This window comes from Pseudomonas sp. GM41(2012) (assembly GCF_000282315.2).
Lineage (GTDB): Bacteria > Pseudomonadota > Gammaproteobacteria > Pseudomonadales > Pseudomonadaceae > Aquipseudomonas.
This window is the reverse complement of record NZ_AKJN02000006.1, coordinates 2292231-2317079: the sequence shown is the minus strand read 5'-3', so window position 1 is coordinate 2317079 and position 24849 is coordinate 2292231. Positions and strand designations below refer to the sequence as shown.

At 58.4% G+C, this 24849-nt stretch carries 21 protein-coding genes; 8 read left to right on the top strand and 13 right to left on the bottom strand.

Going from position 1 to position 24849, the window contains the following annotated elements:
• Positions 1–123: 123 nt before the first annotated feature.
• Positions 124–837 (top strand): UTRA domain-containing protein, encoded by a 714-nt coding sequence (locus PMI27_RS15530; RefSeq protein WP_008145862.1) that lies wholly within the window; start codon positions 124–126, stop codon positions 835–837.
• 30 nt (positions 838–867) lie between these two features.
• Here PMI27_RS15530 and PMI27_RS15535 read toward each other — a convergent pair whose 3' ends face one another.
• The gene (locus PMI27_RS15535; protein WP_008145863.1) at positions 868–1635 is read right to left on the bottom strand and encodes a DODA-type extradiol aromatic ring-opening family dioxygenase; all 768 of its coding nucleotides are present in this window, start codon (positions 1633–1635) and stop codon (positions 868–870) included.
• Positions 1636–1738: 103 nt separating this feature from the next.
• On the opposite strand from PMI27_RS15535, the gene PMI27_RS15540 reads away from it, so the two are divergent.
• Positions 1739–2395, top strand: coding sequence for a thiopurine S-methyltransferase (locus PMI27_RS15540; RefSeq protein WP_008145864.1), 657 nt, complete (start codon positions 1739–1741; stop codon positions 2393–2395).
• Between the two features lie 189 nt (positions 2396–2584).
• Here PMI27_RS15540 and htpX read toward each other — a convergent pair whose 3' ends face one another.
• Entirely contained in the window at positions 2585–3472 is an 888-nt protein-coding gene (gene htpX, locus PMI27_RS15545; protein ID WP_008145865.1) for a protease HtpX, read from the bottom strand.
• A gap of 315 nt (positions 3473–3787) precedes the next feature.
• Complete coding sequence (locus tag PMI27_RS15550) at positions 3788–4999, bottom strand: pyridoxal phosphate-dependent aminotransferase (RefSeq protein ID WP_008145866.1); 1212 nt, start codon at positions 4997–4999, stop codon at positions 3788–3790.
• A 226-nt stretch (positions 5000–5225) separates the two neighbouring features.
• Here PMI27_RS15550 and msrB point away from each other — a divergent pair, with 226 nt between their 5' ends.
• The 3 genes from msrB (at position 5226) to PMI27_RS15565 (ending at position 6898) form a co-directional block, all read left to right on the top strand.
• The gene (msrB, locus tag PMI27_RS15555) at positions 5226–5621 is read left to right on the top strand and encodes a peptide-methionine (R)-S-oxide reductase MsrB (protein WP_008145867.1); all 396 of its coding nucleotides are present in this window, start codon (positions 5226–5228) and stop codon (positions 5619–5621) included.
• A 333-nt stretch (positions 5622–5954) separates the two neighbouring features.
• Entirely contained in the window at positions 5955–6440 is a 486-nt protein-coding gene (locus PMI27_RS15560) for a glutathione peroxidase (protein ID WP_008002671.1), read from the top strand.
• Positions 6437–6898, top strand: coding sequence for a MarR family winged helix-turn-helix transcriptional regulator (locus PMI27_RS15565; RefSeq protein WP_008145868.1), 462 nt, complete (start codon positions 6437–6439; stop codon positions 6896–6898). The genes PMI27_RS15560 and PMI27_RS15565 overlap by 4 nt, the downstream gene beginning before the upstream one ends.
• Here PMI27_RS15565 and PMI27_RS15570 read toward each other — a convergent pair.
• Positions 6882–9203: a hybrid sensor histidine kinase/response regulator gene (locus PMI27_RS15570; RefSeq protein WP_008145869.1), complete on the bottom strand. Its 2322-nt coding sequence runs from the start codon at positions 9201–9203 to the stop codon at positions 6882–6884. The genes PMI27_RS15565 and PMI27_RS15570 overlap by 17 nt on opposite strands.
• A 166-nt stretch (positions 9204–9369) precedes the next feature.
• Between PMI27_RS15570 and PMI27_RS15575 the strand changes: the two genes are divergently transcribed.
• Together PMI27_RS15575 and PMI27_RS15580 are read left to right on the top strand one after the other, a co-directional pair.
• Positions 9370–10260: an ATP-binding protein gene (locus PMI27_RS15575; RefSeq protein ID WP_008145870.1), complete on the top strand. Its 891-nt coding sequence runs from the start codon at positions 9370–9372 to the stop codon at positions 10258–10260.
• On the top strand, positions 10257–10739 hold the full coding sequence (locus tag PMI27_RS15580; protein WP_008145871.1) for a GAF domain-containing protein: 483 nt from the start codon (positions 10257–10259) through the stop codon (positions 10737–10739). The genes PMI27_RS15575 and PMI27_RS15580 overlap by 4 nt, the downstream gene beginning before the upstream one ends.
• Here PMI27_RS15580 and PMI27_RS15585 read toward each other — a convergent pair whose 3' ends face one another.
• The 8 genes from PMI27_RS15585 to PMI27_RS15620 form a co-directional block, all read right to left on the bottom strand.
• Positions 10740–13685 (bottom strand): HD domain-containing phosphohydrolase, encoded by a 2946-nt coding sequence (locus PMI27_RS15585; protein ID WP_008145872.1) that lies wholly within the window; start codon positions 13683–13685, stop codon positions 10740–10742.
• 49 nt (positions 13686–13734) lie between these two features.
• Complete coding sequence (locus tag PMI27_RS15590; RefSeq protein ID WP_008145873.1) at positions 13735–17379, bottom strand: transporter substrate-binding domain-containing protein; 3645 nt, start codon at positions 17377–17379, stop codon at positions 13735–13737.
• Between the two features lie 8 nt (positions 17380–17387).
• Entirely contained in the window at positions 17388–18014 is a 627-nt protein-coding gene (locus PMI27_RS15595) for a response regulator transcription factor (protein ID WP_008145874.1), read from the bottom strand.
• 254 nt (positions 18015–18268) lie between these two features.
• Positions 18269–18661: a response regulator gene (locus PMI27_RS15600; protein ID WP_008145875.1), complete on the bottom strand. Its 393-nt coding sequence runs from the start codon at positions 18659–18661 to the stop codon at positions 18269–18271.
• A 183-nt stretch (positions 18662–18844) separates the two neighbouring features.
• Positions 18845–20173, bottom strand: coding sequence for a deoxyguanosinetriphosphate triphosphohydrolase (locus PMI27_RS15605; protein ID WP_008145876.1), 1329 nt, complete (start codon positions 20171–20173; stop codon positions 18845–18847).
• A 315-nt stretch (positions 20174–20488) separates the two neighbouring features.
• Positions 20489–20830: a hypothetical protein gene (locus PMI27_RS15610; protein ID WP_008145877.1), complete on the bottom strand. Its 342-nt coding sequence runs from the start codon at positions 20828–20830 to the stop codon at positions 20489–20491.
• The gene (locus PMI27_RS15615; RefSeq protein WP_008145878.1) at positions 20827–21216 is read right to left on the bottom strand and encodes a phage holin family protein; all 390 of its coding nucleotides are present in this window, start codon (positions 21214–21216) and stop codon (positions 20827–20829) included. Before PMI27_RS15615 ends, PMI27_RS15610 begins: the two co-directional genes overlap by 4 nt.
• A 1-nt stretch (position 21217) precedes the next feature.
• Positions 21218–21532: a DUF883 family protein gene (locus PMI27_RS15620; RefSeq protein WP_008145879.1), complete on the bottom strand. Its 315-nt coding sequence runs from the start codon at positions 21530–21532 to the stop codon at positions 21218–21220.
• 306 nt (positions 21533–21838) lie between these two features.
• Here PMI27_RS15620 and PMI27_RS15625 point away from each other — a divergent pair, with 306 nt between their 5' ends.
• Positions 21839–23047: an ammonium transporter gene (locus PMI27_RS15625; protein WP_008145880.1), complete on the top strand. Its 1209-nt coding sequence runs from the start codon at positions 21839–21841 to the stop codon at positions 23045–23047.
• Here the strand turns inward: PMI27_RS15625 and PMI27_RS15630 are convergent.
• Positions 23044–24756, bottom strand: a complete 1713-nt coding sequence (locus PMI27_RS15630) for a cation:proton antiporter (protein ID WP_008145881.1) — start codon at positions 24754–24756, stop codon at positions 23044–23046. The two genes, PMI27_RS15625 and PMI27_RS15630, sit on opposite strands and share 4 nt — an antisense overlap.
• Between the last annotated feature and the right edge of the window lie 93 nt (positions 24757–24849).

Here is a 24849-nt window from a genome sequence, read left to right as displayed (position 1 = left end):
TTCGGCGGCTTTGTCATCTGTCAGTCATGTGCAGTGCCTAGGCTTGTCGGGAGTTGAGGGAGCCGATTTGAATCGCGGTTCCGCCCCGAAACAGTGCTGGTCTAGTCCAGATAGGTAACGTTGATGCGCATCGAGACAACCAAAGCGGTGACAGCCATCGGGCAGGTTCTGCAGGAACAGCTCGACCATGGCCTGTTGGCGCCCGGGAGCAAACTGCCGGCCGAGCGCAAGCTCAGTGAGTTGTTCGGGACCACGCGGATCACCGTGCGTGAAGCGTTGTTGCAACTGGAAGCCCAAGGGCAGATTTATCGAGAGGAGCGCCGTGGCTGGTTCGTGTCGCCACCGCGCCTGGCCTATAACCTGATGCAGCGCAGTCACTTTCACGCGATGGTCAGTGCACAGGGGCGGGTGCCGTCCACTGAGGTGATTTCAGCGCGGTTGCAACCGGCGTCGGCGGCGGTCTGTGCCTGGTTGCAGTTGCCGGCGTTGTCCAGCGTGATTCAGATTTGCCGGGCACGGCGGATTGATGAGCGGCTGGTGTTGTATGTGGAGCATTATTTGAATCCGCAGTTTTTTCCCGGGATTCTGGATTTCGATCTGAATCAGTCGATTACCGAGCTGTATGCGCGGCATTACGACTTGCACTATGGGCGGGTGCGTTTCGAGATTGTGCCGACGGCGTTGTCGGTGGATGCGGCGGCGGCTTTACGGGTGTCGGTGGGGAGTCCGGGGTTGCGCATCGCTCGGGTCAATTACGATCAACATGAGCGGTTGATCGATTGTGATCTGGAGTTTTGGCGGCACGATGCGATTCACGTCGGGGTTGATGTGGTCTGAGCCTGGCCGCCACAGGCCTCGGTTCTGTCATTACCCGAAGCGGTAAATGTCCATGCCCAGGGCGCCCATGGTGAATCCCTTGTGGCTCACGCTGAATGCCCCTCCCGCACCGCGCGCAAAGTACAACGGCAACAAATGTTCATCAGTCGGATGGTTGCGCACCGCATTCGGTGCTTGCTGGCGGTAATCGTGCAACGCGGTTTCGTCGTTGGCAGCGAGTTTTTCGATCATCCAGTCCCGAAAGGCCTGGGCCCACGGTTCGACGCTTTCTGTGCCGGCGTGCCAGTCCAGTTCGCGCAGGTTGTGGGTGATGCTCCCGGAACCGATCAGCAGCACGCCGTGTTCGCGCAGACTGGCCAGGGCATGACCGACGCGGGTCTGCAGGGCCGGGCCGCCGCGGGTGGGCAGCGAGACTTGGACTACGGGGATGTCGGCTTGTGGGTACATCAATAACAAGGGTACCCAGACACCATGGTCGAACGGCCGTTCGGCGTCGATGCGTGCGGGCAGGCCATCGTTCTTCAGCAGTTCGACAACCTCTGCGGCCAATTGTGGATTGCCGGGCGCCGGGTATTGCACGTCGAACAACGCCTGCGGAAAGCCGCCGAAGTCATGCCAGGTTTCAGGCTGGGGATTGCCGCTGACGAGCAACTCATTGCTTTCCCAATGCGCAGAAACAATTACGATGGCTTTGGGTTTCGGCAATTCTGCGGCCAGGCGAGCGAGGACGGGCCCGCTGGCGCCCGGTTCCAGTGCCAACATGGGCGAGCCATGGGATATGTAGAGGCTGGGGAACATGAATGAGCTCCTGAGGGGTAAGATGGCATCATCTTCAGTCAGATCATTGATCTAAATCTAATATAAGTTTTAGGGTCTTTTGATCGAATTTTCGGGATTAATTATGCAGCCGGAGTTTTGGCACAAGCGGTGGACGTCGAATCAGATCGGCTTTCACCTGCCGGAAGTGAATCCATATCTGCAACGGTACTGGCCGCAGCTGGGCCTGGAAGAGGGCGCGCGCGTACTGGTGCCGTTATGTGGGAAAAGCCTGGATCTGCTGTGGCTGGCGAAATGCGGTCATGAGGTGCTGGGCGTCGAGTTGTCGGAAAAAGCGGTGGAAGACTTTTTCCACGAGCATCAATTTGATCCGGACGTCAGCGATCAAGGCCCCTTCACGGTCTATCGGGCGGGCTCGATCGAGATCTGGTGTGGTGATTTCTTCGCGTTGACGGCCGGCGATGTCGCCGATTGCAGTGCACTGTACGACCGCGCTGCGTTGATCGCCTTGCCACCGAAGATGCGCGAGCAATACGCCGAGCATCTGAAGCGGATTGTGCCGAAGGATTCGCTGGGGCTGCTGATTACCCTGGATTACGACCAGGCGCAAATGGAAGGGCCGCCCTTTGCCGTGCTGGACGACGAAGTACAACGGTTGTTCGGTGCTTCATGGGAGTTGAAGATTCTGGAGGACCAGGACGTTCTGGGCGAAAGCTGGAAGTTCCTGGAAAGTGGCGTTACGCGGCTTGAAGAGCGGGTTTATCGGGTTTCCAGCCGATAGATTTGTGTTGTTTGTACCGGCCCCATCGCGAGCAGGCTCGCTCCCACATTGGACCGAGTCGCTCAGGCAGACGCTGTCTACTGTGGGAGCGAGCCTGCTCGCGATGGGGCCAGAATGAGCCCACAACATTCAAGCAGACAAAAAAAGGCCCGCATTCACTGCGGGCCTTTTCTTTTAGTGCGAAGCCTCTCAGCCCCGACGACGCAACGCGTCGATACGCTCTTCCAGCGGCGGGTGGCTCATGAACATGCGGGCGAACCCCTGTTTGATGCCACCGTTGATGCCGAAAGCCGTCAGGGTGTCCGGCATGTGCACCGGCAGCCCCTGTTCGGCACGCAGGCGTTGCAGGGCGCCGATCATTGCGGCGGTGCCGGCCAGACGTGCACCGGCTTCGTCTGCACGGAATTCGCGTTTACGCGAGAACCACATGACGATGGCGCTGGCCAGAATGCCCAGGACCAGTTCGGCGAAGATGGTCGCCACGTAGTAGGCGATGCCCTGGCCTTCTTCGTTCTTGAAGATCACCTTGTCGACAAAGTTGCCGATGATCCGTGCGAAGAACATCACGAAGGTGTTCACCACGCCCTGGACCAATGCCAGGGTGACCATGTCGCCATTGGCGACGTGGCCGATTTCGTGGGCCAGAACGGCCTTCACTTCATCAGGCGAGAAACGCTCGAGCAGCCCTTGGCTGACCGCGACCAACGCGTCGTTCTTGTTCCAGCCGGTGGCAAAGGCGTTCGCCTCGTAGGCCGGGAAAATACCGACTTCGGGCATCTTGATCCCGGCTTCCCGGGACAATTGCTCGACGGTTTGCAGCAGCCATTGCTCGTGACGTGTGCGCGGCTGGCTGATGATTTGGGTGCTGGTGCTCATCTTCGCCATCCACTTGGAGATGAACAGCGAGAACAGCGAGCCGGCGAAACCAAAGACCGCACAGAAAATCAGCAGCTGATTGAGGTTGAGATCAACCCCGTTGGCCGCCATGAACCCGTTGAAGCCGAAAAGGCTCAGGGTGATGCTGGCAATCAGCACGACCGCCAGGTTAGTGGCCAAAAACAGCAGGATGCGCATCATGGTTGTAGAAATCTCCTCATGCTAAAGATGTAGCGTACTGCGGGGTATATAAGGTGCTGACCCGGGCTATTCAACCGGGTGACTATTTCAAACTGTGTCCTACGGCAACAGTCTAGCTGTTTGAAGGGCATTTCCGACGTCGATGCAGGAAGTGTTTGTCAGGCAATTAACGTCGTAAGCCCCGCCGTTGTTAGACGCGAGCTCTCAACGAGTCATCAGTCAGCGATTGAAGAGCGATGTTCGGCAGGGCGCAAAGAAATGTTGCTGAATCAATCACCGTGCGACTTGCGCAAGCGTCGCACGGTGACAGGCAGGTTATTGGCGATAGGACTTGAGGAAGTTGCCGATACGTCCGATGGCCATGTCCAGCTCGTCCACGCGCGGCAGGGTCACCACACGGAAGTGGTCCGGCCATGGCCAGTTGAAGGCCGTGCCTTGTACCACCAGCAGCTTCTCCGACAGCAGCAGGTCGAGCACGAATTTCTCGTCGTTATGGATCGGGCAGACTTTCGGGTCTATCCGTGGGAACGCGTACAGCGCGCCCATTGGCTTGACGCAGCTCACGCCGGGAATGTCGTTAAGCAGCTCCCAGGTGCGATTGCGCTGTTCCAACAGTCGTCCGTTGGGCAATACCAGATCATTGATGCTCTGATAACCGCCGAGGGCGGTCTGGATCGCATGCTGGCTCGGTACGTTGGCACACAAACGCATGTTGGCCAGCATGTCGATGCCTTCGATGTAGCTCTGGGCGTGGTGTTTCGGGCCGGAAATGGCGATCCAGCCGGAACGGAAACCCGCCACGCGATAGGACTTGGACAGACCGTTGAACGTCAGGCACAGCAGGTCTGGCGCCAGGGACGCCGTGCAGATGTGCACGGCATCGTCGTACAGAATCTTGTCGTAGATTTCGTCGGAAAAAACCACCAGGTTGTGCTGACGGGCCAGTTCCAGCATGCCCAGCAGGACTTCTTTCGAATACACCGCGCCGGTCGGGTTGTTCGGGTTGATGATCACCAGTGCTTTGGTGTTCGGGGTGATCTTGGCCTTGATGTCGGCCAGATCCGGCCACCAGTTGGCCTGCTCGTCGCACAGGTAATGCACCGGGTTGCCGCCCGACAGGCTCACCGCGGCGGTCCACAGCGGATAGTCCGGGGCCGGCACCAGCACTTCGTCGCCGTTGTTGAGCAGGGCCTGCAGCGACATCACGATCAGCTCGGAAACGCCGTTGCCCAAATAGATGTCTTCAATGCCGACGCCTTCTACCTGCTTTTGCTGGTAGTACTGCATCACGGCCTTGCGGGCGCTGAACAGGCCTTTGGAATCGCTGTAGCCCTGAGCCGTCGGCAGGTTGCGGATGACGTCCTGGAGGATTTCATCCGGCGCTTCGAAACCAAAAGGCGCCGGGTTGCCGATGTTCAGCTTGAGGATGCGATGGCCTTCCTCTTCCAGGCGTTTGGCGTGCTTGAGCACTGGGCCGCGAATGTCGTAGCAGACGTTGGCGAGCTTGTTCGATTTGCTGACCTGCATGGCGATGTGTTCCCGAAAATGAACGATCCAGGCGGCGTATGAACGACCGTACTGGGAATCCTGCGTATTCACACAGGCCTGACGCCTTGAGAAGCAGCACCCATAAATCCGTTTGAATGCGCGTGGTCTGGCTGCCAGACTGGCGTTTGACGAGGCGCAATCATACGTGCCGCCCGATCCGTGGAAAAGATACAGATCGGGCTTTTTCAGCTGCTGAGGTGTGACGATGGAAAAGTTGGAAAAAACCCTGGAAGAATGGAAGGCGATGCTCGACCCGGAGCAGTACAACGTTTGCCGCCTCAAGGGCACCGAGCGACCGTTCTCCGGCAAGTACAACGACACCAAAACTGACGGTGTCTACCACTGCATCTGCTGCAACGAGCCGCTGTTTGACTCCAAAACCAAATTCGACTCCGGCTGCGGCTGGCCGAGCTTTTATGCACCGATCGGTGACAGCGCCATGGTCGAGATCCGTGACGTAAGCCACGGCATGATCCGCACCGAAGTGGTCTGCGCCAAATGCGATGCGCACCTGGGGCACGTGTTCCCCGACGGCCCGCCGCCGACCGGCCTGCGTTATTGCATCAACTCGGTGTGCCTGGACCTGGTACCGCGCTCGTAATGCGAGCCCTGTAGGTGCACGGCTTGCCGGCGATGGCGCCCTCAAGAACGCCATCGCCGGCAAGCCGTGCTCCTACAATTAATCGACGATGCCCTGTAGGAGCAAAGCTTGCTCGCGATAGCGCCCTCAAGAACGCCATCGCCAGCAAGCCGTGCTCCTACAATTAATCGACGATGCCCTGTAGGAGCTGAGCTTGCTCGCGATGGCGATCTTAAGAACGCCATCGCAGGCAAGCCGTGCTCCTACAGTCAATCGGCAATTGATTTATTAAATTGCACGCAATTCAATTGCTCGCTATGTTTGTCTCATCTTCCCTCATTCAGAGTCCGAACCATGAGCGACAACCTGCTGAGCATCCCTTGCACCACCATCAAGGGTGAGCAAAAGACCCTGGCCGATTTCGCCGGCAAGGCCGTGTTGGTGGTCAACACCGCGAGCAAATGCGGCTTCACCCCGCAGTACAAAGGCCTTGAAGAGTTGTGGCAGACCTACAAGGATCAAGGTCTGGTGGTGCTGGGTTTTCCGTGTAACCAGTTCGGTAAGCAAGAGCCAGGCAACGAAGGGGCGATTTCCGAGTTCTGCGAATTGAACTTCGGCGTCAGTTTTCCGCTGTTCAAAAAGATTGAAGTCAATGGCGCCGGTGCCCATCCGCTGTTCGTTCAACTGAAAAAGCGCGCGCCGGGTGTGCTGGGTTCCCAAGGCATCAAGTGGAACTTCACCAAGTTTCTGATTGGCAAGGATGGCCAGTTGGTCAAGCGCTTCGCCCCCGCGACCAAGCCGCAGGACCTGACCCGCGAGATCGAAGCCCTGCTCAAATGAACACCTTGTCAGTCGATTCCCTGAAGCTTGACAGTCAACTGTGCTTCAAGCTGTACGCCGCTTCCCGGGCGGTGATCCGCGCCTACAAGCCGATGCTCGATCAACTCGGCCTGACCTACCCGCAATACCTGGCGATGCTGGTGTTGTGGGAATGGCAGGAGGCGGCCCCTGAGCAACCGACGGTCAAGGCGTTGGGCGAACGCCTGGCGCTGGATTCCGGCACGCTGACGCCGTTGCTCAAGCGTCTTGAGCAACTGCAACTGGTTCAGCGTCAGCGCTCGGCGCGGGACGAGCGTGAAGTGCACTTGAGCCTGTCGCCAACCGGCAAGGCTTTGCGCGATCAGGTCGGGCCGCTCAAGGCCCGTCTGTTATGCGACAGCGGTGTGGATCTGGATCGCCTGAATGATCTGCGCGATGGCCTTGATCACCTTTTGGGGCAAATCAAAGCGCTGTCGTAGTAGGGACCCACAAGTCCAGCAGGGCTGCCAACTCTTCCCGGCGGAACGGTTTTGCCAAGTAGTCGCTCATGCCTGCCGCACGACACCGTTCGCGCTCTTCGGACATGGCGTTGGCGGTCAGGGCGACGATGGGCAGCTGTGGCCAGCGTCCGCTGCGACGGATTTGCCGGCTGGCCTCGTAGCCGTCCATCACCGGCATGTTGCAGTCCATCAGCACCAGATCGAATTCACTCTGCTCCAGCTGATCCAGCGCCTCACCACCGTGACCGGCGACAATCACCTCGCAACCGAGTTTTCCGAGCATCCCCTTGGCCACCAGTTGGTTGACCGGATTGTCCTCCACCAGCAGCACGCGTCCGCGTCGTTGTGGGGAGAGGACGTCGAGCCGGGCACCGTTGATCGTGTTGAGTTCCGGCTGCAGGGTTCGCCGCAGCGTCTGGTACAGCGCGTTGCGTGCCAGAGGCCGCGCCTGTTGCTGTAAGGGGGCGAGGGCGAGGGCTTGTTCGCTGGGCATGAAACTGCCGTAAGCGGTGACCAGCAGAATGGGCGCTGTACACGAGGGGCGCAGGCCAAACAGGCATTCGGGGCAATCGGTAATCAGTACATCCGGGTTCAGGCCCAGCAACGAGTCATCGATGGAACGCTGCTCATAGTCGAGCCCCCAGCCGGGCAACACACTGTTCAACAGTTCGGCCAGACCGCTGCTGGCGGTGGTGATGGCGATGACCTTGCCCTGTAAAGAGGCCGGGGGAAGGGCGCGGGTGTGGCTGGGCAGCGGCAAGTCTGCACAGAACTGGCTGCCGAAGCCCGCTTCCGAGCTGATGGTGAGGCGCCCTTGCATGGCTTCGCAGAGGTTGTAGGTCAGTGCCAGGCCCAACCCGGTTCCGCCGAATTGCCGGGTAATGCCGGCACCCGCCTGCGTGAAGGGCTGGAAGATCTTGACCTGGGCATCCTGGGCGATACCGATGCCGGTGTCGCAGACTTCGATTCTGACGCCGTCCCCGAACGTCGACAGGCGCACATCGACGCGACCGAAACGGGTGAACTTGAGGGCGTTGGACAACAGGTTGCTGACGATCTGTCGGACCCGCGTCGGATCCCCAAGCACCAGGGCCGGAAAGTGCGGGTCGATCAGGCAGCTCAGTTCGACACTCGGCGCAGCGTTTTGCGAGAGCAGGTTGGCGGTGTCTTCGATCAGTGAACCGAGGTCGAACGGAATATGTTCGAGCTCCAGTTGGCCGGCATCGAATTTCGACAAATCGAGAATATCGTTGAGCAGTTCCACCAATACTTTGCCCGAGTCATGGGCGATGGACAGCTGTTGCTGTTGTTCGGCATTGAGCGGGCCGTCCAGGGAAAGCGCGATCATCCCCAGCAGGCCATTGAGCGGCGTGCGGATCTCGTGGCTCATGTTGGCCAGGAACACCGAGCGCGCTTCGGCCATGTCCAGGGCGGTCCTGCGGGCGACTTCCAGCTCCTGATTGGATTGGCTGAGCCGCGAGTTGATCGCCTTGAGTTCCGCGGTGCGGGCCGAGACGATGTTCTCCAGTTGCCCGAGGTAGTCGGTCAGGCGGTTTTCGGCGTTGCGTCGCTGCTGGATTTCGGTGGCGATGTTTTCGAATTGTTGGTTGGCAACCTTGACCAGTACACCGATTTCATCGTTTTCATGGTCCGTCGGACACTCAAGCGACGTCGACTCCGTACTGCGCGGGTCGCGACTGCTGAGTTCACGGATGACCCGCACCAACGGCTTGGTCAGCATCACGTAGAACAGCGCCAGCAGGATGCCGGTCAGCAGCAGGCTGCGAGCGAAGCCATTGAGCAGGGTCACCTCGGCCCGACGCAGGAACCGGTTACCGAATGAATAAGTGTCGACGTCCAGATGCAGGGTGCCGAGGGATTCGGTCGGCAAGTGATCCAGGAAGAGACGGTCTTCGAACTGTCGGTTGGCGCCGAACAGAAAGTCGCTGATCACCCGATAGCTGCTTTGCACGCCAGGGCGTTTGACGTTGGCCAGCACGTTATTGTTGTTGTCGATCAATTGCGCGCCGATGATCGCCGGCGAGCGCAACAGGCCCAGGGTCAGTTCCTGAGCGAGTTCGGCGTCGATGTTGTAGGCGATGCGGGACGCGGGGTTATGGCTGATTTCCAGCAAAGACAGGATTTCGCGGTTGATGGAGGCGTCTTCACTGGCATAATCGATGCCTATTTGCAGCAGGCTGAGCAGCGTGCCCAGAATGAAACCGACCAGCACAGTAAGCCTGGCTTGCTTGTAGGACAGCCGGTTGGTGAACTTGATATCCATGGGGTGTTGAACCACTTCCGTTTCCCTTCGCTGCTCAAGCATAGTCGATGATGCATGGATACCGATGTTCTCGCGAGCCCTTGTGCAAAGGGCTGAACCTGACACCGAACGTTGTGTTTCGTCGCTGTATCGCCATCATTACTGTGAACGAGCCCGAGGAGAAGACGTGGATTCCCGATTAAATGCTTTTCTTGAACGCGCCGATGCCGTTTTGGCCCGTATCGAACCGCTGCTGCCCGCCCCTCGGCAAGCGATCGACTGGAATCATTGCCTTGCCGCGCGCTGGCAGCGCGAGGGTCGCAGCGGATTTCTGTTGCCGCTGGAAGTCAGCCTCGACATGCGTTTGTCCGACCTGATCGGTGTCGACCGGCAACTGGAGCAACTGGGGCGAAATACTCAGCAGTTCCTCGATGGCATGCCGGCCAACCACGCGTTGCTCTGGGGTTCGCGCGGCACCGGTAAATCATCGCTGATTCGCGCCTTGCTGGCCGAACACGGGAAGGCCGGCCTGCGGCTGATCGAGATCGAACGCGATCACCTGGCGGACTTGCCGCGAGTGGTCGAACAGATCGCCAAGCTGCCCCAGCGTTTCGTGCTGTTCTGCGATGACCTGTCGTTCGAGTCGGGAGAGGGCGATTATCGCGTGCTCAAAAGCGTGCTCGACGGCTCTCTCGAACAGGCGCCGGATAACGTTTTGCTGTACGCCACGTCGAACCGTCGCCACCTGGTGCCGGAAAAGGAAAGCGATAACGAAAACTGGAAACGCGTTGACGGCGAACTCCATCCCAGCGAGGCGGTGGAAGACAAGATTGCGCTGTCGGATCGTTTTGGATTGTGGCTGTCGTTCTATCCGTTTACCCAGGAACACTTCCTTAACGTCGTCGAACACTGGATCGGTCAACTGGCCGACAAGGCGGGCCTCAAGTGGCAGCGAGACGAAGAACTGGACATCCTCGCGGTACGTTGGGCCACGGGCCGCGGTAATCGCAACGGACGTTGCGCGTATCAATTTGCCCGCTATTGGGTCGGGCTGAAGCTGTTGGAGCACAAGGCATGATCGATTTACAAAAGAGCGGCCAGGGCCTCGAAGGCTACGGCATGCTGTGGGCGCAATTGGAGTCATTGCTGGCGGACGAGCGGGATTTCATTGCCAACGCCGCGCAGTTTTCTGCGTTCCTGTTCAACCAGCTCGATGACCTGAACTGGGCCGGGTTCTACCTCAATCGCAACGAAGAGCTGGTACTTGGCCCGTTTCAGGGACAAATCGCCTGTGTGCGGATTCCGTTCGGTCGGGGCGTGTGCGGAGCGGCGGCGGCCACCTTGCAGACCCAGTTGGTCGAGGACGTGCACGCGTTTCCCGGGCACATCGCTTGCGACAGCGCGTCGAACAGCGAGCTGGTAGTGCCACTGGTCAAGGACGGTCGCCTGATTGGCGTGCTGGACCTGGACAGCCCGAAACTGGCGCGTTTTACCGCTGAAGATCAGTCCGGTATCGAGCAATTGGCGGCGATTTTCCTGCGCCTAACCGACTGCTGATCATGCCAGGCCTGCCTTGACCAGCAGGCTTGTCGGATCAACCACATCGATCTGTTGGGGGTCGAGGAATCGATCGGCGTACTGCATGTAGATTTGCGCGTTGATGAACAGCCCGAACAACTCAGGATCGATGTGGGCATCCCGGCACATCGTGGCCATGATGCCCAGTGCTTCGCTCAAGGTCTTGGCTTTCTTGTAGGGGCGATCGGCGGCGGTCAGGGCTTCGAAAATATCGGCAATCGCCATCATCCGCGCCGGCAGGCTCATTTCTTCGCGCTTCAACTGTTTGGGGTACCCGGTGCCGTCCATTTTCTCGTGGTGGCCGCCGGCGATCTCCGCGACGTTGGCGAGGTGGCCGGGGAAGGGCAGGTGGCTGAGCATCAGAATCGTCTGCACCATGTGGTGATTGATGATGTAACGCTCCTCGCGGGTCAGGGTGCCTCGGGCAATGCTCAGGTTGTACAGCTCGCCCCGGTTGTACTTGTAGCGCGGCACATCGAGCTTGAACCCCCAGGGATTGTCCTGCGGAATCAGTTCGGCTTCGGACCGTTCGAACAGGTGCTCGGGTTTGTCCGCCAGCAATGGCTCGCTGACCGGCAGTGTCGGTGCCGGGGTCCTCGCCTGACGCCGGTTCTCTTCCCAGGAAACGCCCAGCCGGTCATCCAGGGTTCGGGTCCAGGTGCGTTGGGCGATGCTGCGCAGGCGTTGCTGGTCGGACTCGGCCATCGCTTCGCCACCCAGGTTGCAGCGGGCAACGAACGCGAAATCATCGTCCAGCTCCGCCAGCGTGGTGTTACGCAGTTCGGCCAGGTGCTGCTCGTTACCGCCCAGGGCCATGGCTTGCCAATAACTGATCCAGGCATCGCGCTTGAGTACTTCGAAGCGGGTGCGGATTTCATGAATACGGTCGTTAAGGGTTTCCAGCTTCGTGGCTTTATCGACCACATATTCCGGCGTGGTGACCTTGCCGCAGTCGTGCAGCCAGGCGGCGATATGCAGCGCTTCCCATTCATCTTCGTTGGGTTGATAGCCACTGAAGGCCGGGTCCTGGCTGGCAGCGGCGGCTTGGGCGAGCATCAGGGTCAGCGCCGGCACTCGCTGGCAGTGACCACCGGTATAGGGGCTTTTGGCGTCAATCGCACCCGCCAGCAGTTGAATGAAGGAGTCCAGCAGTTGTTTTTGTTTGGCTTGCAGACGCTGACTTTCAATACTCACGGCGGCCGCGCCGGACACGGCCTGGAGGAACGCGATGCGGTCCGGACGAAGTTTCTCCAGATCGCACTGGTGGCCGGTATCGGCCAACAGCAGGATCAGCAGGCCCACGGTTTCGTTATGGCGATTGTGCAACCGAATACCGATCAGGTGAACGCGGGGACACTCCAGCGCCAGCAGCACCTTTTGCAAATCTCCGGCTTGTTCGAAACCCAGCGTGGTGACGACGTTGTCGGCATTCGACAGCTGTTGTAGCCATGCAGGGCTTTGCGGAGCCTGGAGTTCGTGTCCTTGAAGATCAAATGACGACAATGCCCGTGAGGTACCGTTGACGACCAGACCATGGGGCTCCATGCGATCGCCATCACTTTCGCGCAAGTAGATCAGACCGGCCTCGGCCTGGCCGATTTTCACGGTTTCAAACAACACCCGTTCCAGCAGGGGGGCGAAGCGAGTCTCGGCGCTCAGGCTGTCGGTGATCTGGAAAAAACTCGCCAGGGTGTCTTTCATGCGCGTCATCGACACGCTCAGTTGGTCGACTTCGAGCACGGGAGAGCGACGTGAGGCCGGAAAATTGAAGTCGAAACTGCGCACCGCATCGGCCTCCCGCACCAGCGCGCGCAGGGGGGTGACCAGAACCCGCGAGGTCAGCCAGCCCAGCGGCAGGCACAGCAACAGCGTGGCCAGGGTAATCAGCGCGCCTTGCCAGCGCATGCGGTAGGCATCGACGAGTAACTCATCTTCCGGCACCAGCAGCGCCAGTTGCAGTCCCTGGGGGCCGCCTTCCTGCATGCTGCTGCGGGCAACGATCCATTGACGACCGGCGACATTCAGGCGATTGCCTGCGAGGGGATTGTTGAGCAATGCGCCAAGGCTGGGGCTCAGGTCGGCGGCTTTGATCAGGCGGGCAGTCTGATCGTCGATGATCAGTTTGCTGCTGTCGGGATACGCGATGGCATTCCCTTCGGCATCGAACAGCACTATTTCGGTATTGGGGGTCACGACATGTTTGGCCAGGGTAGCGGAGAGTTCCGCCAGGGTCAGATCGGCGCCCATGACAGCCTGTTCGCCACTGCGCCGGGCCAGGGTCGTGCCGACATTGTGGGTGGAGAAAAAGATGTAGGGTTCGGTAGTGATCTGATCGCTGTCGCTATGGGCGTTGGCATACCAGGCGCGGGTTCGCGGATCGTAGGTTTCGTCGAGGTTGTCCTGGCGGCTGATGAGGGCCAGATCCTGATCGAAAAACAATGATTGGGAGAGGACCTGACCGCTGTTGCCTGTTCGCTCAATGCTCCACACCTGAAAAGCCGCAGTATCCGGTGCCTTGAGGAGCGTTTTCAGGTCGGGGGTTCGCAAGGGCCGAACCATGAAGAAATCACCGTTGCCATAGCCCAGATACAACGAAGCCAGGTCGGGGTTGTCCTTGAGCGACTGGCTGAAGGGTTTGAGCAATGCCAGGCGTTGCGCCAGGTCAGGTGCCTGGGTCGCCGGGTATTCCGCCAGCAGGGTCAGCAGATGGCGAATCGGTTCATAAGTGGCGTGCAGGTCGAGACGGACGTCCTGCTCGATGCGGTTGAAGAGCTTTTCACTGCTGGAAAGAATGATCTGCGTGGTTTGCTGGTAGTTGAAAAGGCCCAGCACCACGCCCGTCAGCAACAGCAGGAAAGTGAACATCACGCTGATATGGACGTGCAGCGGAAACCGACGTTGATCCGGGCGCAGTGGGCTGGGCATTGCAGGTCTCTCCATGATGGTTAACGCACTGCTCAGCGTCCAAGCATAGTTAAGGCTCTGTCATTCTGCTTTTGTCGTTTTGTCCGATCTGTTGCTGCAATGCTTGCTCCAGTTCGAGCAGGGCGCGCTCTATAGCCTTGCTGCAATTGGCCACTTCGTGGTGATGGAACACTTCATGGCAGGCCTTTTCCATCGCCTCGCAGCTGTCGATCACCCGGGACGCCTGGACGATTCGGGCGGCGCCCTTGATTTTGTGGGCGACGTCGAGAAATGGCTGGGGTTCTTTGGAGGGGGACAGCGCCAGCAGTTCTTGTCGATCCAGACGGTTGCTGTTCAACAGTTCGGTCAACAATCGCTGGTCCAATACCGGATCTCCGCCGGTCAAAAGACGCAATCCTTGCAGGCTGAACGCGGGATCGCGGACGGTTGGCCTGATACCTTCAATCCACTGACTCAAGGCTGTCAGGGTCAGGGGCTTGAACAGGCAGTCGTCCATCCCGGCTTGTTTGCAGCGTTGTATTTCTTCCGGTTGTGCGTTGGCGGTAAAACCCAGCACGGTACAGGGCGGGCGGTGCATTTTTTGTTCATGTCGGCGAATGGCGCGGGCCAGTTCGTAGCCGTTCATGACCGGCATGTTGCAATCGGCAATCACCAGATCGAACGGCTCGGCTTCCCATGCCTGAAATCCCGCCTGGCCATCCGGCGCGACGCTGAATCGGTGGCCCAGAAACTCCAGTTGCTGGCACATGAGCAAGCGATTGGCGGGGTGATCGTCGACCACGAGAACATTCAAGGGAATCGTCGTGGTGCGGATTTGCGCTTCAGCCGTCTCCGGCCTCTGTACGAATGGCAGTGTTGCCAGGTGCAATGACACCTCGACGTGAGTGCCGACACCCGGCTGGCTGCTCAATTGCAGGCTGCCGCCCATCATTTCGCACAGGCTGCGGCTGATCACCAGCCCAAGCCCCGCACCACCTCTGGCTGACTGCCCGGAGTGATCGGCCTGAGCAAAAGGTTCGAACAACCGCTGCTGATCCTGTTCACTGATCCCTATGCCGCTGTCGTGAACCTGCAACAGCATCCGGACCCGCTCAGGCTCGGCGGTCGGCTGCAGGTCGACGATGATCCTGATTTGGCCGTGCTCGGTAAACTTGATGGCGTTGCTCACCAGGTTGGACAGCACCTGTTTGAAGCGCATCGGGTCCAACAGGACATCAAACCCCGGATTGGCAGGGCGAAATTCCAGCAGCAGCCGGAGACTTTTCTGGCGCGCCAGTCCATCGAAGACCCGCACCACCGAGGCCACGATTTCACTGGGATTGACCCGTTCCGGGCTCAGGCTCAGCTGTCCGGATTCAATCCGTGCAATGTCGAGAATGTCTCCGATCAGCTCCAGCAGGTCCTTCGCCGAGTTGTACGCCACGTCGATGGCCGGGCGATCCGGATGCTTATGATCGATGCGCTTGAGCGTGAGTTCGAGCATGCCGATGACTGCATTCATCGGGGTGCGGATTTCATGGCTCATGGTCGCCAGAAAAGTGGTTTTGGCGCGGTTGGCTTCATCGGCGCGCTCTTTGGCATAGCGCAGATCATCGAACAGTTGCCGCCGTTCGCTGATGTCGATCCAGCCGCCAATGATGCCTTGTACCTCGCCACTCGAATCACGGTAGGGAAGAATCCAGTGGTAAATCGTCAGCCTGCGGTCGCCGATGTGCAGCGCGCGATCGAGAATCAGCGGTATGCCCTCGGCCACGACGCGCTGGTAATCGGCCTGATATTCCCGGGCTTCGAATGCATTGCTCATGTTGCCTTGCATGACGCCTTTGCCGATGACCTCTTCACGTCTCGTGCTGAAGGCTTCCAGGTAACTGTCGTTGCAGCTTTGCAGCAGTCCCTGGCGATCGCGGACGTAGATGGGATGAGGCGTCCCGTTGACCAGTGATCGCATGAATTCGAACTGATCGTTCAACGCGCGCTCGGCTGCTTGACGCTGCTTTATCTGGCGACGCATGTAAGCGTTCCAGGTAACGGAAATCAGCAGCAGCACCCCGGCACCGATAACGATTTGGTAGAACAGCCGGTGATAGTTGCGCCAGGTACTTTGCGAGGACGCCGAATAGCCGCGCCAACGGCTGTTGATGATGCCCAGTTCTTCCGGCGCAATGCTCAGCAGCGCCTTGTTGAGGATAGTGTTCAGTTCTTTGGCTTCCCGGCCTGTGGCCAGGGAAAACGCAGCCTGCCGGGTGCCGATGGTGGTAGTGATTTGAAGGGTGTGCTCGAAGAGCTGCGATGAGATGAAGTAGTTGGCAATCACCAGTGAATTCACCGCACCTTCTGCCTTGCCCTCGGCCAGCAACTCCACGGCGCTGAACGTGTCCGGGGTTTCAATCAGCCTGATCCGCGGGAACTCGCTGCGCAGGTAATCTACCAGGGGATTGCCTTGGGCAATTGCCAGGCGTTTGTCCTGTAACTGCGCAAGGCTAGTCGGGCTGTCGGCGGCTTTGCGAGTCAGCAGGACAAAGGAGTTTTGCAGGTAGGGGCGGGTAAAGTTCAACGTCGCTTCACGTTGGGCGCTGGGGAGCAGCGCGGCGATCAAGTCGACCTTGTTGTCCCTGATCTGCTCGATCATCTCCTCATCACTGCGGCTGCGATGGATGTCGAAGCGCAAACCGGTGCGCAATCTGATCAGCTCTAGCAAATCAGCGGTAACTCCACGGAAGTTGCCATCACTGTCGAAAAACGTCAGCGGCGCAAAAGCCTCATTGACCACCACACGCACTACCGGGTGTTGCGCCAGCCAGCGTTCCTCGTTGTGGGTGAGTTGCAGTTTTTGATCGGTAAGCAGCATGTCACTGCCGGCACTCCAGCGTTTGGCAATGTTGTCTCGTTCGCTGGTGGGGATGGCGATGAGCATTGCATTGATGATGGCGAGCAGCTGCGGGTTGTCTTTATGCACGGCAAAGCTGAAACCATGGGCTTCGTGTTTACCGAAGTTCGCCATGCGGATGTTGTTCAGATAGCCCTTGTTGATCATGTAATGGGTGGAAATGGTGTCACCCAGAAAAACGTCAGCCTGGTCGAAGGCCACGGCATTGATCGCATTCTGGTAGGACGGAAAGGACGTGATGATCGCCCCCGGATACATTGCCTTGACCTCCTCCAGCGGCAAATAGTGATACACCATGCTCAGCCGCAGACCGGCCAGGCCATCGGTCAAGGATCTGGTTTCACCTTCGCGTGTCACCAGAACCGGCTGGTCTACGGCGTAGGGGGTGGAAAGTACGATGTCAGCGTTGTGAGCTTCGAATCCATTGGCAGTGCCCAGCAAATCGATCTCACCGTTTTCGAGTGCCTCGATCGCGGCCTCCCGCGACGCAAAGCGCAGAACCTTGATGGGTAAACCGGTTGTTTTGCCAAGGATACCTGCGTAATCGGCGGTAAAGCCTTCATAGTCGTGACCACTGATGGTCAGGTCGAAAGGGGGGTAGTCCGGGGCTGACGTGCCCAGGATCAGTTCCCGTTTATGCTCGATCCATTGTCGTTGTGATTTATCCAGTTGGACTTCCTGGTGTCCGGCCATCGAGCGACTTATCAGGGTGTAGTTCTCGCTGACGGTCTGCGCAGTGGCCACTGAGGTGTTCAGGCATAAACCTGCGGCCATGAGTGTCAGATAATCCTTTATACGACTGGGCATCCTGTCTCTCACACTAACGCGTTACGTTTTGCCATATCGATGAGTTCAACCAGGGATTTGGCTTTGAGTTTTTGCATGAGGCGTTTTTTGTAAGTGCTGACAGTCTTGTTGCTCAGAAACATGCCTTTGGCAATTTCCTTGTTGGTGCGGCCTTGGGCGAAGAGTTGCAATACCATCAGTTCCCGGTCATTGACTGACTTGAACAGTTCCAGGTCGTCGAAACGCGCGTCATCACTGCGAACAGGATTCAAGGCCTGGCTTGGGAAGTAGTTGTAACCTGACAATACCGCTTTTATAGCGCTGACCAGTTCGCTCAGGTCTTCCTGTTTGCACACATATCCCGATGCGCCGGACTGCATGCAACGAATACCAAAAAGTGTCGGGGATTGTGCTGTTAATACCAATGTTTTAAGGCGGGTACTCATTGCGTTGAAACGGGCGAGAACTTCCAGCCCATCCAGTTTCGGAATGCTGATGTCGAGAATGACCAGGTCAGGCATGCATTCGCGAACCATCTGCATGGCGTCGACCCCATTATCAGTTTCGCCGACGACTTTGTAACCTTCATGTTCAAGCAACATTCTGACGGCAAGGCGGATGACAGGGTGATCGTCGACAATAAAAACGGAGTTCATAATCAAATCCCATACGAGCTCTAATAAAGCGCGCACCTTAGCTCAGATAGTTGAGGCGACGCATGAGCTGACGGACCTGCAGCGGCAATATAGGAGCAATCCTACAACTGAAGAGGAATGGGACTACGTATCAACTAGGTTTTTATGAAGACGGGTAAAGGTTGTTGAGGGTTAGTCGAGAGGTTGAAAGTCTTTAATTGTAAGTTTTGAGTTGTATTTTGACTGAGTTTTTAGTGTGTTTGTTATGCGATTTTTTACAATGAGGCCAAGGTCAACAGGTTTCTAAATTCGGATTGTTTCAGCGGTTTGATCAAGTACCCCAATAATGGCAGTCCGTGTTCATTGGCCTTTTTTTCAAGTTCATCCAGTTCGGCGGATGTCAGACTACTTAACAGTATTGCCTGTCTGATCATCCCTCGGCGGCTGGCAAATTCGACCAGATCAAGCCCGCAGAGGTCTGGCAGACATTGATCGCACAAAAGAATATCAAACGGTTGCACAGCCTTGAGCATTTGTTGCAAGGCGCCATCGGCACTGTCGGTGGTGGTCAGTTGGGTGAAACCGTAACTCTCAAGCAGGTATTGAGTCGCCCGGAGTTGGAAGGGGTGATCTTCCACCAGCAAGATGCGCAGATCGTCTTTGAACATAGGAGTATTCACGCTTCTTCTGTCGAACTGAAGGAAGCGAGATTATTTCGCGAAGTTACCGAATAATCGATCAGTTAGCTCAGCGCATGTTGTAGGGGGATTCGGCGAACGTTGAGTGCACTTGGGGTTTGAGAGGCAAACCAACCATTGCAGGCGACGTAATGGCTGATCACCCGGGTCTCATCAGTGGCTCGAACGACCGGTCATCTCCAACGCCATTTCGCTGGCATAGCTGTCGGTCATGCCGGCGATGAAGTCAATCATCCGTAGAAACGAGGCGTGCAATGGGCTGTGAGGATCGGGCGCATTGTTACCCAACAGGTCGAGGACTCGGCGACTCTTGAAGGACGGCGTTCGACCGTTATGTTGTTCCAGTGCCGCGCCGCAGAAGGCGTTGAGCAGGATTTCCAGCGTGGTGTACGCGCCGATTTCATGCAGGGTCTTGCGCTTGTCCTGGAAGATTTTTTTCCGCGCCATGTCCTTCGCATTCAAGACGCAACGCTTGGCAGGGCCGTGCATGTGCTCCACCAGATCACCGGGCAGCGTGCCGGTCAGCAAAGCGTCCTGTTGCTCGACAAAGGCCCGTGCTGCGGCGTTGGTCAGGTGTTCAATGGCTTTGCCTCGCAGGATCGCCAGTTTGCGCCGGCGCGAATCCTGTGGACCAAGCTGGCGATAGGTTTCCGGCAGGTCATCACCCACAAGGTCCAGCAACAGGGACTCGACTTCGGCGTACTCCAGCAACTCCATTTCCAGACCGTCTTCCAGATCGATCAGCGCGTAACAGATGTCATCGGCGGCTTCCATCAGATACACCAGCGGATGGCGCGCCCAACGCTGCTCCTCGAGTTGCGGCAGGCCGAGTTTATGGGCGATTTGTTCCAGAAGCGGTAGTTCGCTCTGATAGCAGCCGAACTTGTGTTTCTTGTAGCCCAGTGAGTCCGCGTGTTTTGCCGTCCATGGGTACTTCAGATAAGTGCCCAGCGTGGCGTAGGTCAGCCGGGTGCCGCCGTCGAACTGGTGATATTCCAGCTGGGTGAGTACCCGGAAGCCTTGGGCGTTGCCTTCGAAATTGAGGAAGTCATTGCGTTCGACTTCGCTCATCGCATCCAGCCAGCCACGACCGGCGGCTTGCTGGAACCAGTGGCGAATCGCGTCTTCGCCGGAGTGGCCGAAGGGCGGATTGCCGATGTCATGGGCCAGGCAAGCCGATTGCACCACCATCCCCAGGTCGCTGGGCTCGCACCAGTCCGGCAGGGCGCTGCGGATGGTTTCGCCGACGCGCATGCCCAGCGAACGGCCGACGCAGCTGACTTCCAGCGAATGGGTCAGGCGCGTGTGGATATGATCGTTGCTGGTGACCGGATGGACCTGGGTCTTGCGCCCGAGGCGGCGAAACGCGCCCGAGAAAATGATCCGGTCGTGGTCTTTGTGGAAAGGACTGCGGCCGAGTTCTTCCGGGCTGTGCAGAGGCTTTCCGAGGCGTTCACGAGTAAGCAGGGTTTGCCAATCCAAGGCTGGATCTCTCCGTCAGGTGACTGATTGCTTAAGCTTCCGGGTTCACGTCCGGACCTGCAAGCGAAAAACACGCACACACCTGTAGGAGCGCGGCTTGCCGGCGATGACGGTGTATCAGGCGCTACAACATCGAGTGAACTGCCGTCATCGCGAGCAAGCTCGGCTCCTACAGCCCGGCGGCGTCAATCACGAGGCCTCCTTGGTCAGGTCTTGTTGTCGATAAAACCTGTTCACCGGATAGGCGCGCAGGATTGAACCCCTCGATAGAGAGGTTCAATCCCGATGTGGCAAGAATGCAGCCAGATAGCGGCCTTAGTGGTGACGCGAAGAGCCTTGCATGACCAGCTTGATTAATGGCCCCAGCGTGGCGCCCAGACGAACCAGTCGAGTGAGGCTGGTGACGCCACCGCTCTTGGCGCCTTTGCCCGTCAGAAAGCCCAGCAAGGTGACAGCTGCCACGCCCCAGAGTGGAGCATGCTTGATGCCGAAGCCATCCTGCAGGTTTTGCGTCATCCCGCGCACGCGCTGCAAGGGTTGCAGCAGTTGCGCGGATTCGTGGCGGATTTCCTGACGATGCATTTCCATGCGCAGGCGAATCAGCGCTTTGCGCATTTCGGTGCGCGAGCTGTTGTGAGGCAGTTCAGGCAGGCTCATGGCAGCAGACGCTCCCGATCGTTGGCCAACTCTTCCAGGGTGCCGTGGAAGGGCGAGGATTCATCGAAAATCGCCGCTCTCAAGCGCATCGCACAGAAAATGGCCGCAAGTGTGTAGAAAACACAGAGCCCGATGATGGCCGCCAGGCGATAGGTGTCCCAAAACAGGATCAACACCAGCGTCGACAACCCCACCAGCAACAACAAGGCAAAAACCAGCGCCAGGCCTGCGAACAGCAACAGGCTTACCGTGCGGGCTTTTTGTTCCTGCAATTCGATGCCGAACAGTTCGACATGGCTGTGCAAAAGTCCAAGAAACGCAGCACCCAGGCGCCGCGGTGAGGAGCTTGGGCCCGTCGCGGACGAGCCGGATTCGCCGATCGCCATATCAGCGCCGAGTGGCCAGCAAGCCAAGCAGGAAACCCACGCCGGCAGCGATCCCGACCGATTGCCATGGGTTGGCCTGGACATAGTCTTCGGTGGCGGTAACGGCGGCCTTGCTGCGTTCGCGCAGGGAGTCTTCGGTCAATTTCAAGGTTTCGCGGGCACGCATCAGACTGTCGTGGATTTGCTCGCGCAGCTCATCAGCCTGATCGCCGGCCAGCGTTGCAGTGTGTTCCAGCAACCGTTCGGTGTCGCTGACCAGAGTCTGAAAATCATTCATCAGGATTTCTTGAGCAGTCTTTGCCTTGATGCTGGCCATGGGTGGATCTCCGTAAGTGGCTTCTGAAACGTTCGAGTATGAGCCTTGCGCGAAGGTTCAGTACAAATGACTGGTACAACTTTTGCTACGTCGTGGTGCGTCTGCCTGCGCCGTTGCGCTGTTGCCGGGCAGGATTCGAGTAAAACCTTATCTCAAATAATCAAAACTCGCGCAAAGGTTCCAACCTTGTGCGCCAAACTGGCTCATCGGGATCAATCTGCTGATCCCGGCAAGTCGCAACTTGGTGCATGAATTGTCTGCGCGAACTGCTTTGGTGCTTTTTTAGCCTTCAGGTCTGCCAACCCCATGGAAAATCTGCAAAGCGCTGTGGACAGTCTGGTCCATAGCTCCAATACGTTGTTCATTCTGATCGGCGCGGTCATGGTGCTGGCGATGCACGCCGGTTTCGCCTTTCTTGAAGTCGGCACGGTTCGACAAAAGAACCAGGTCAATGCCTTGTCGAAGATTCTCAGCGACTTCGCCATTTCGACCCTGGCCTACTTCTTTATAGGCTATTGGATTTCCTATGGGGTGACCTTCATGCAACCGGCGGCGGTGATCAATGCTGATCATGGCTATGGGCTGGTGAAGTTTTTCTTCCTGCTGACCTTTGCTGCGGCGATACCCGCGATCATTTCCGGCGGCATCGCCGAGCGTGCCCGGTTTGTCCCGCAATTGTGCGCGACGGCACTGATCGTGGCGTTCATCTATCCGTTCTTCGAGGGCATGATCTGGAACGGCAACTTTGGCCTGCAAGCCTGGTTGCTGCAGCACTTTGGTGCCAGCTTCCATGATTTCGCCGGCTCGGTAGTGGTCCACGCCATGGGCGGTTGGCTGGCGCTGGCCGCGGTGTTGTTGCTCGGGCCGCGCAATGGTCGTTATCGCGAAGGGCGACTGGTGGCGTTCGCGCCCTCGAGCATTCCCTTTTTGGCGCTGGGGTCGTGGATCCTGATCGTTGGCTGGTTCGGTTTCAACGTGATGAGCGCGCAAACCCTGCAAGGTGTCAGCGGACTGGTGGCGGTGAACTCGCTGATGGCCATGGTCGGCGGTACCGTGGCGGCGCTGGTCGTCGGGCGCAATGACCCGGGCTTTCTGCATAACGGCCCGTTGGCCGGGCTGGTGGCGATCTGTGCCGGTTCCGATCTGATGCACCCGGTGGGCGCGCTGATCACTGGCGTTATCGCCGGCGCACTGTTTGTCTGGTGCTTCACTGCGGCTCAAGTCAAATGGCGCATCGACGATGTGTTGGGGGTTTGGCCATTGCATGGTTTGTGTGGCGTCTGGGGCGGAATCGCCTGCGGCATTTTTGGCCAGAGCGCGTTGGGTGGGCTGGGCGGCGTGAGTCTGATCAGCCAGTTGATCGGCACTGCGTTGGGGGTGGTTGTGGCGCTGGCGGGTGGCTTTGCCGTGTATGGCACGATCAAGGCGTTCCATGGTCTGCGTCTGAGTCAGGAAGAAGAGTATTACGGCGCTGACTTGTCGGTGCACAAGATTGGCGCTGTGAGCCAGGACTAGGTCTCTTCGTCGTCAGCGCCAGGATAGAAACCGTGCAGCAGGCGATAGCGGTCGTGCCGTATCTGGTCGGCCCGCTCCTGTACCTGATACGCGGGTAATCCCAGCATGATCAGCGCGTGGGAGGCGAGCATCAGGCTCGACTCCAGCAGTTCAGGCACGACTTCGCTGGCGCCTGCTGCCTTCAACTCGGCCAGCTGGCTGTCGTCGCGCGTGCGCACCAGAATCGGCACGGTCGCGTTGAGTCGCCGCGCTTCCTTGAGGATCAGCAACGCGATGTCGGCCTGATCCACGGCGATCACCAACAGCCTGGCGCGCTCCAGTCCTATCGCGACCAGCAGTTCACCGCGACGTGAGTCGCCATAATGCACGCAGGTTTCACTAACGGCGGCTTCGTGGACACGCACCGGATCAGTATCCAGTGCGATGTAGGGTTGTTGCGCGTTGCGTAGTGCGCGTCCGATTGACTGACCTACACGACCGTAGCCACATATAACGACATGGTTGTGTAACCCGGCATTGAGCGCGTTGATTTCTTCCAGTTTTGCTTCTTCGTTGGGTTTGCGGTGCAGGCGTGTGGCGATGTGGGGTGCGGCGCGCAGCAACAACGGTGTGACGAGCATCGAACAAAAGGTCGCCGCCAGCAGCAGGCCGCCAAAATCCGCGGGCATCAGTTTGTTCTGCTGCATCTGTGCCATCAGCGCAAAACAGAACTCGCCGCCCTGGGCCAATGCCAGGCCGCTGCGCCAGGCGGTTTCGCCATCGCTGCCACGCCATTTGACCAGCAGCGCAACGACGCTGCCCTTGAGCAACAACAACCCCAAGGTCAGGCCGAGAATCAGCAGGCCGTGGCTGGCGAACAACTGCAAGTCGATCAGCATGCCGATACTGACGAAGAACAGCCCGAGCAGGATGTCGCGGAACGGGCGGATGTCGGCCTCGATCTGGTGCCGGTAATGGCTTTCCCCCAGCAGCATGCCGGCGAGAAACGCACCCAGGGCAGGGGAGAGACCAAGCAGGTGGGTCAGCCACGCCGTCAGCAGAACAATGACTAGCGCCAGTAATACGAACAGTTCCGGGGAACGGGCAGCTGCCACTTCATGGAACAGCCGCGGCAACAACCAGCGACTGACCAGCAGCAGGCCGACGAACAATATGACGGTTTTACCCAGCGTCAGTGGCAGCGCCCAATACCAGGCCTGGTCACTGCTGCCAGCGAACACCGGCACCAGGGTCAGCAGCAATACCGCCACGACGTCCTGGAACAACAACACGGCGATGGCATTCTGGCCGTGGCTGCTGAAAATCTCGCCGAGACTGCTCAGCTCTTTACTGACAATGGCCGTGGAAGACAGCGACAGGCCGGCGCCGAGTAACAGCGCAGGCGTGATCGGCATGCCGAGCAGCATCAGCAAACCTCCTAGCAGCATCCCGGAGCACAGCACCTGCAGACTGCCAAGCCCGAATACCACTCGGCGCAACGCGAGCATTTTCGACAGGGAAAACTCCAGCCCAAGGGAGAACAGCAGAAACACCACGCCCAACTCGGCGAGGTCCGGCAGCTCTTCGCTTTCATTCACCCAGTTGAATGCTCTCGGCCCGATCATCAGTCCCACGCACAGGTAACCCAGCACCGGTGGTAATCGCAGGCGCTGGAACAGTGCAATCATCACCAGGGAAGAGGCGAGGATGATCAACAGGGTGGCGAACACAAAAAACTCCGGTGAGGGGACGCTGGCCATTCAAGCGTAGAGGCAAATAATCCGAGAGCATCGCGCAAAGGATATTGAAGACGACTGATGTGC

Coding starts and splice junctions, on each gene's coding strand:
- PMI27_RS15540 (WP_008145864.1), top strand. CDS start 1,739: ATGCAGCCGGAGTTTTGGCACAAGCGGTGGACGTCGAATCAGATCGGC.
- PMI27_RS15560 (WP_008002671.1), top strand. CDS start 5,955: ATGAGCGACAACCTGCTGAGCATCCCTTGCACCACCATCAAGGGTGAG.
- PMI27_RS15590 (WP_008145873.1), bottom strand. CDS start 17,379: ATGCCCAGTCGTATAAAGGATTATCTGACACTCATGGCCGCAGGTTTA.
- PMI27_RS15530 (WP_008145862.1), top strand. CDS start 124: ATGCGCATCGAGACAACCAAAGCGGTGACAGCCATCGGGCAGGTTCTG.
- msrB (WP_008145867.1), top strand. CDS start 5,226: ATGGAAAAGTTGGAAAAAACCCTGGAAGAATGGAAGGCGATGCTCGAC.
- PMI27_RS15535 (WP_008145863.1), bottom strand. CDS start 1,635: ATGTTCCCCAGCCTCTACATATCCCATGGCTCGCCCATGTTGGCACTG.
- PMI27_RS15620 (WP_008145879.1), bottom strand. CDS start 21,532: ATGGCCAGCATCAAGGCAAAGACTGCTCAAGAAATCCTGATGAATGAT.
- PMI27_RS15580 (WP_008145871.1), top strand. CDS start 10,257: ATGATCGATTTACAAAAGAGCGGCCAGGGCCTCGAAGGCTACGGCATG.
- PMI27_RS15585 (WP_008145872.1), bottom strand. CDS start 13,685: ATGCCCAGCCCACTGCGCCCGGATCAACGTCGGTTTCCGCTGCACGTC.
- PMI27_RS15595 (WP_008145874.1), bottom strand. CDS start 18,014: ATGAACTCCGTTTTTATTGTCGACGATCACCCTGTCATCCGCCTTGCC.
- PMI27_RS15600 (WP_008145875.1), bottom strand. CDS start 18,661: ATGTTCAAAGACGATCTGCGCATCTTGCTGGTGGAAGATCACCCCTTC.
- PMI27_RS15565 (WP_008145868.1), top strand. CDS start 6,437: ATGAACACCTTGTCAGTCGATTCCCTGAAGCTTGACAGTCAACTGTGC.
- PMI27_RS15550 (WP_008145866.1), bottom strand. CDS start 4,999: ATGCAGGTCAGCAAATCGAACAAGCTCGCCAACGTCTGCTACGACATT.
- htpX (WP_008145865.1), bottom strand. CDS start 3,472: ATGATGCGCATCCTGCTGTTTTTGGCCACTAACCTGGCGGTCGTGCTG.
- PMI27_RS15625 (WP_008145880.1), top strand. CDS start 21,839: ATGGAAAATCTGCAAAGCGCTGTGGACAGTCTGGTCCATAGCTCCAAT.
- PMI27_RS15570 (WP_008145869.1), bottom strand. CDS start 9,203: ATGGATATCAAGTTCACCAACCGGCTGTCCTACAAGCAAGCCAGGCTT.
- PMI27_RS15615 (WP_008145878.1), bottom strand. CDS start 21,216: ATGGCGATCGGCGAATCCGGCTCGTCCGCGACGGGCCCAAGCTCCTCA.
- PMI27_RS15610 (WP_008145877.1), bottom strand. CDS start 20,830: ATGAGCCTGCCTGAACTGCCTCACAACAGCTCGCGCACCGAAATGCGC.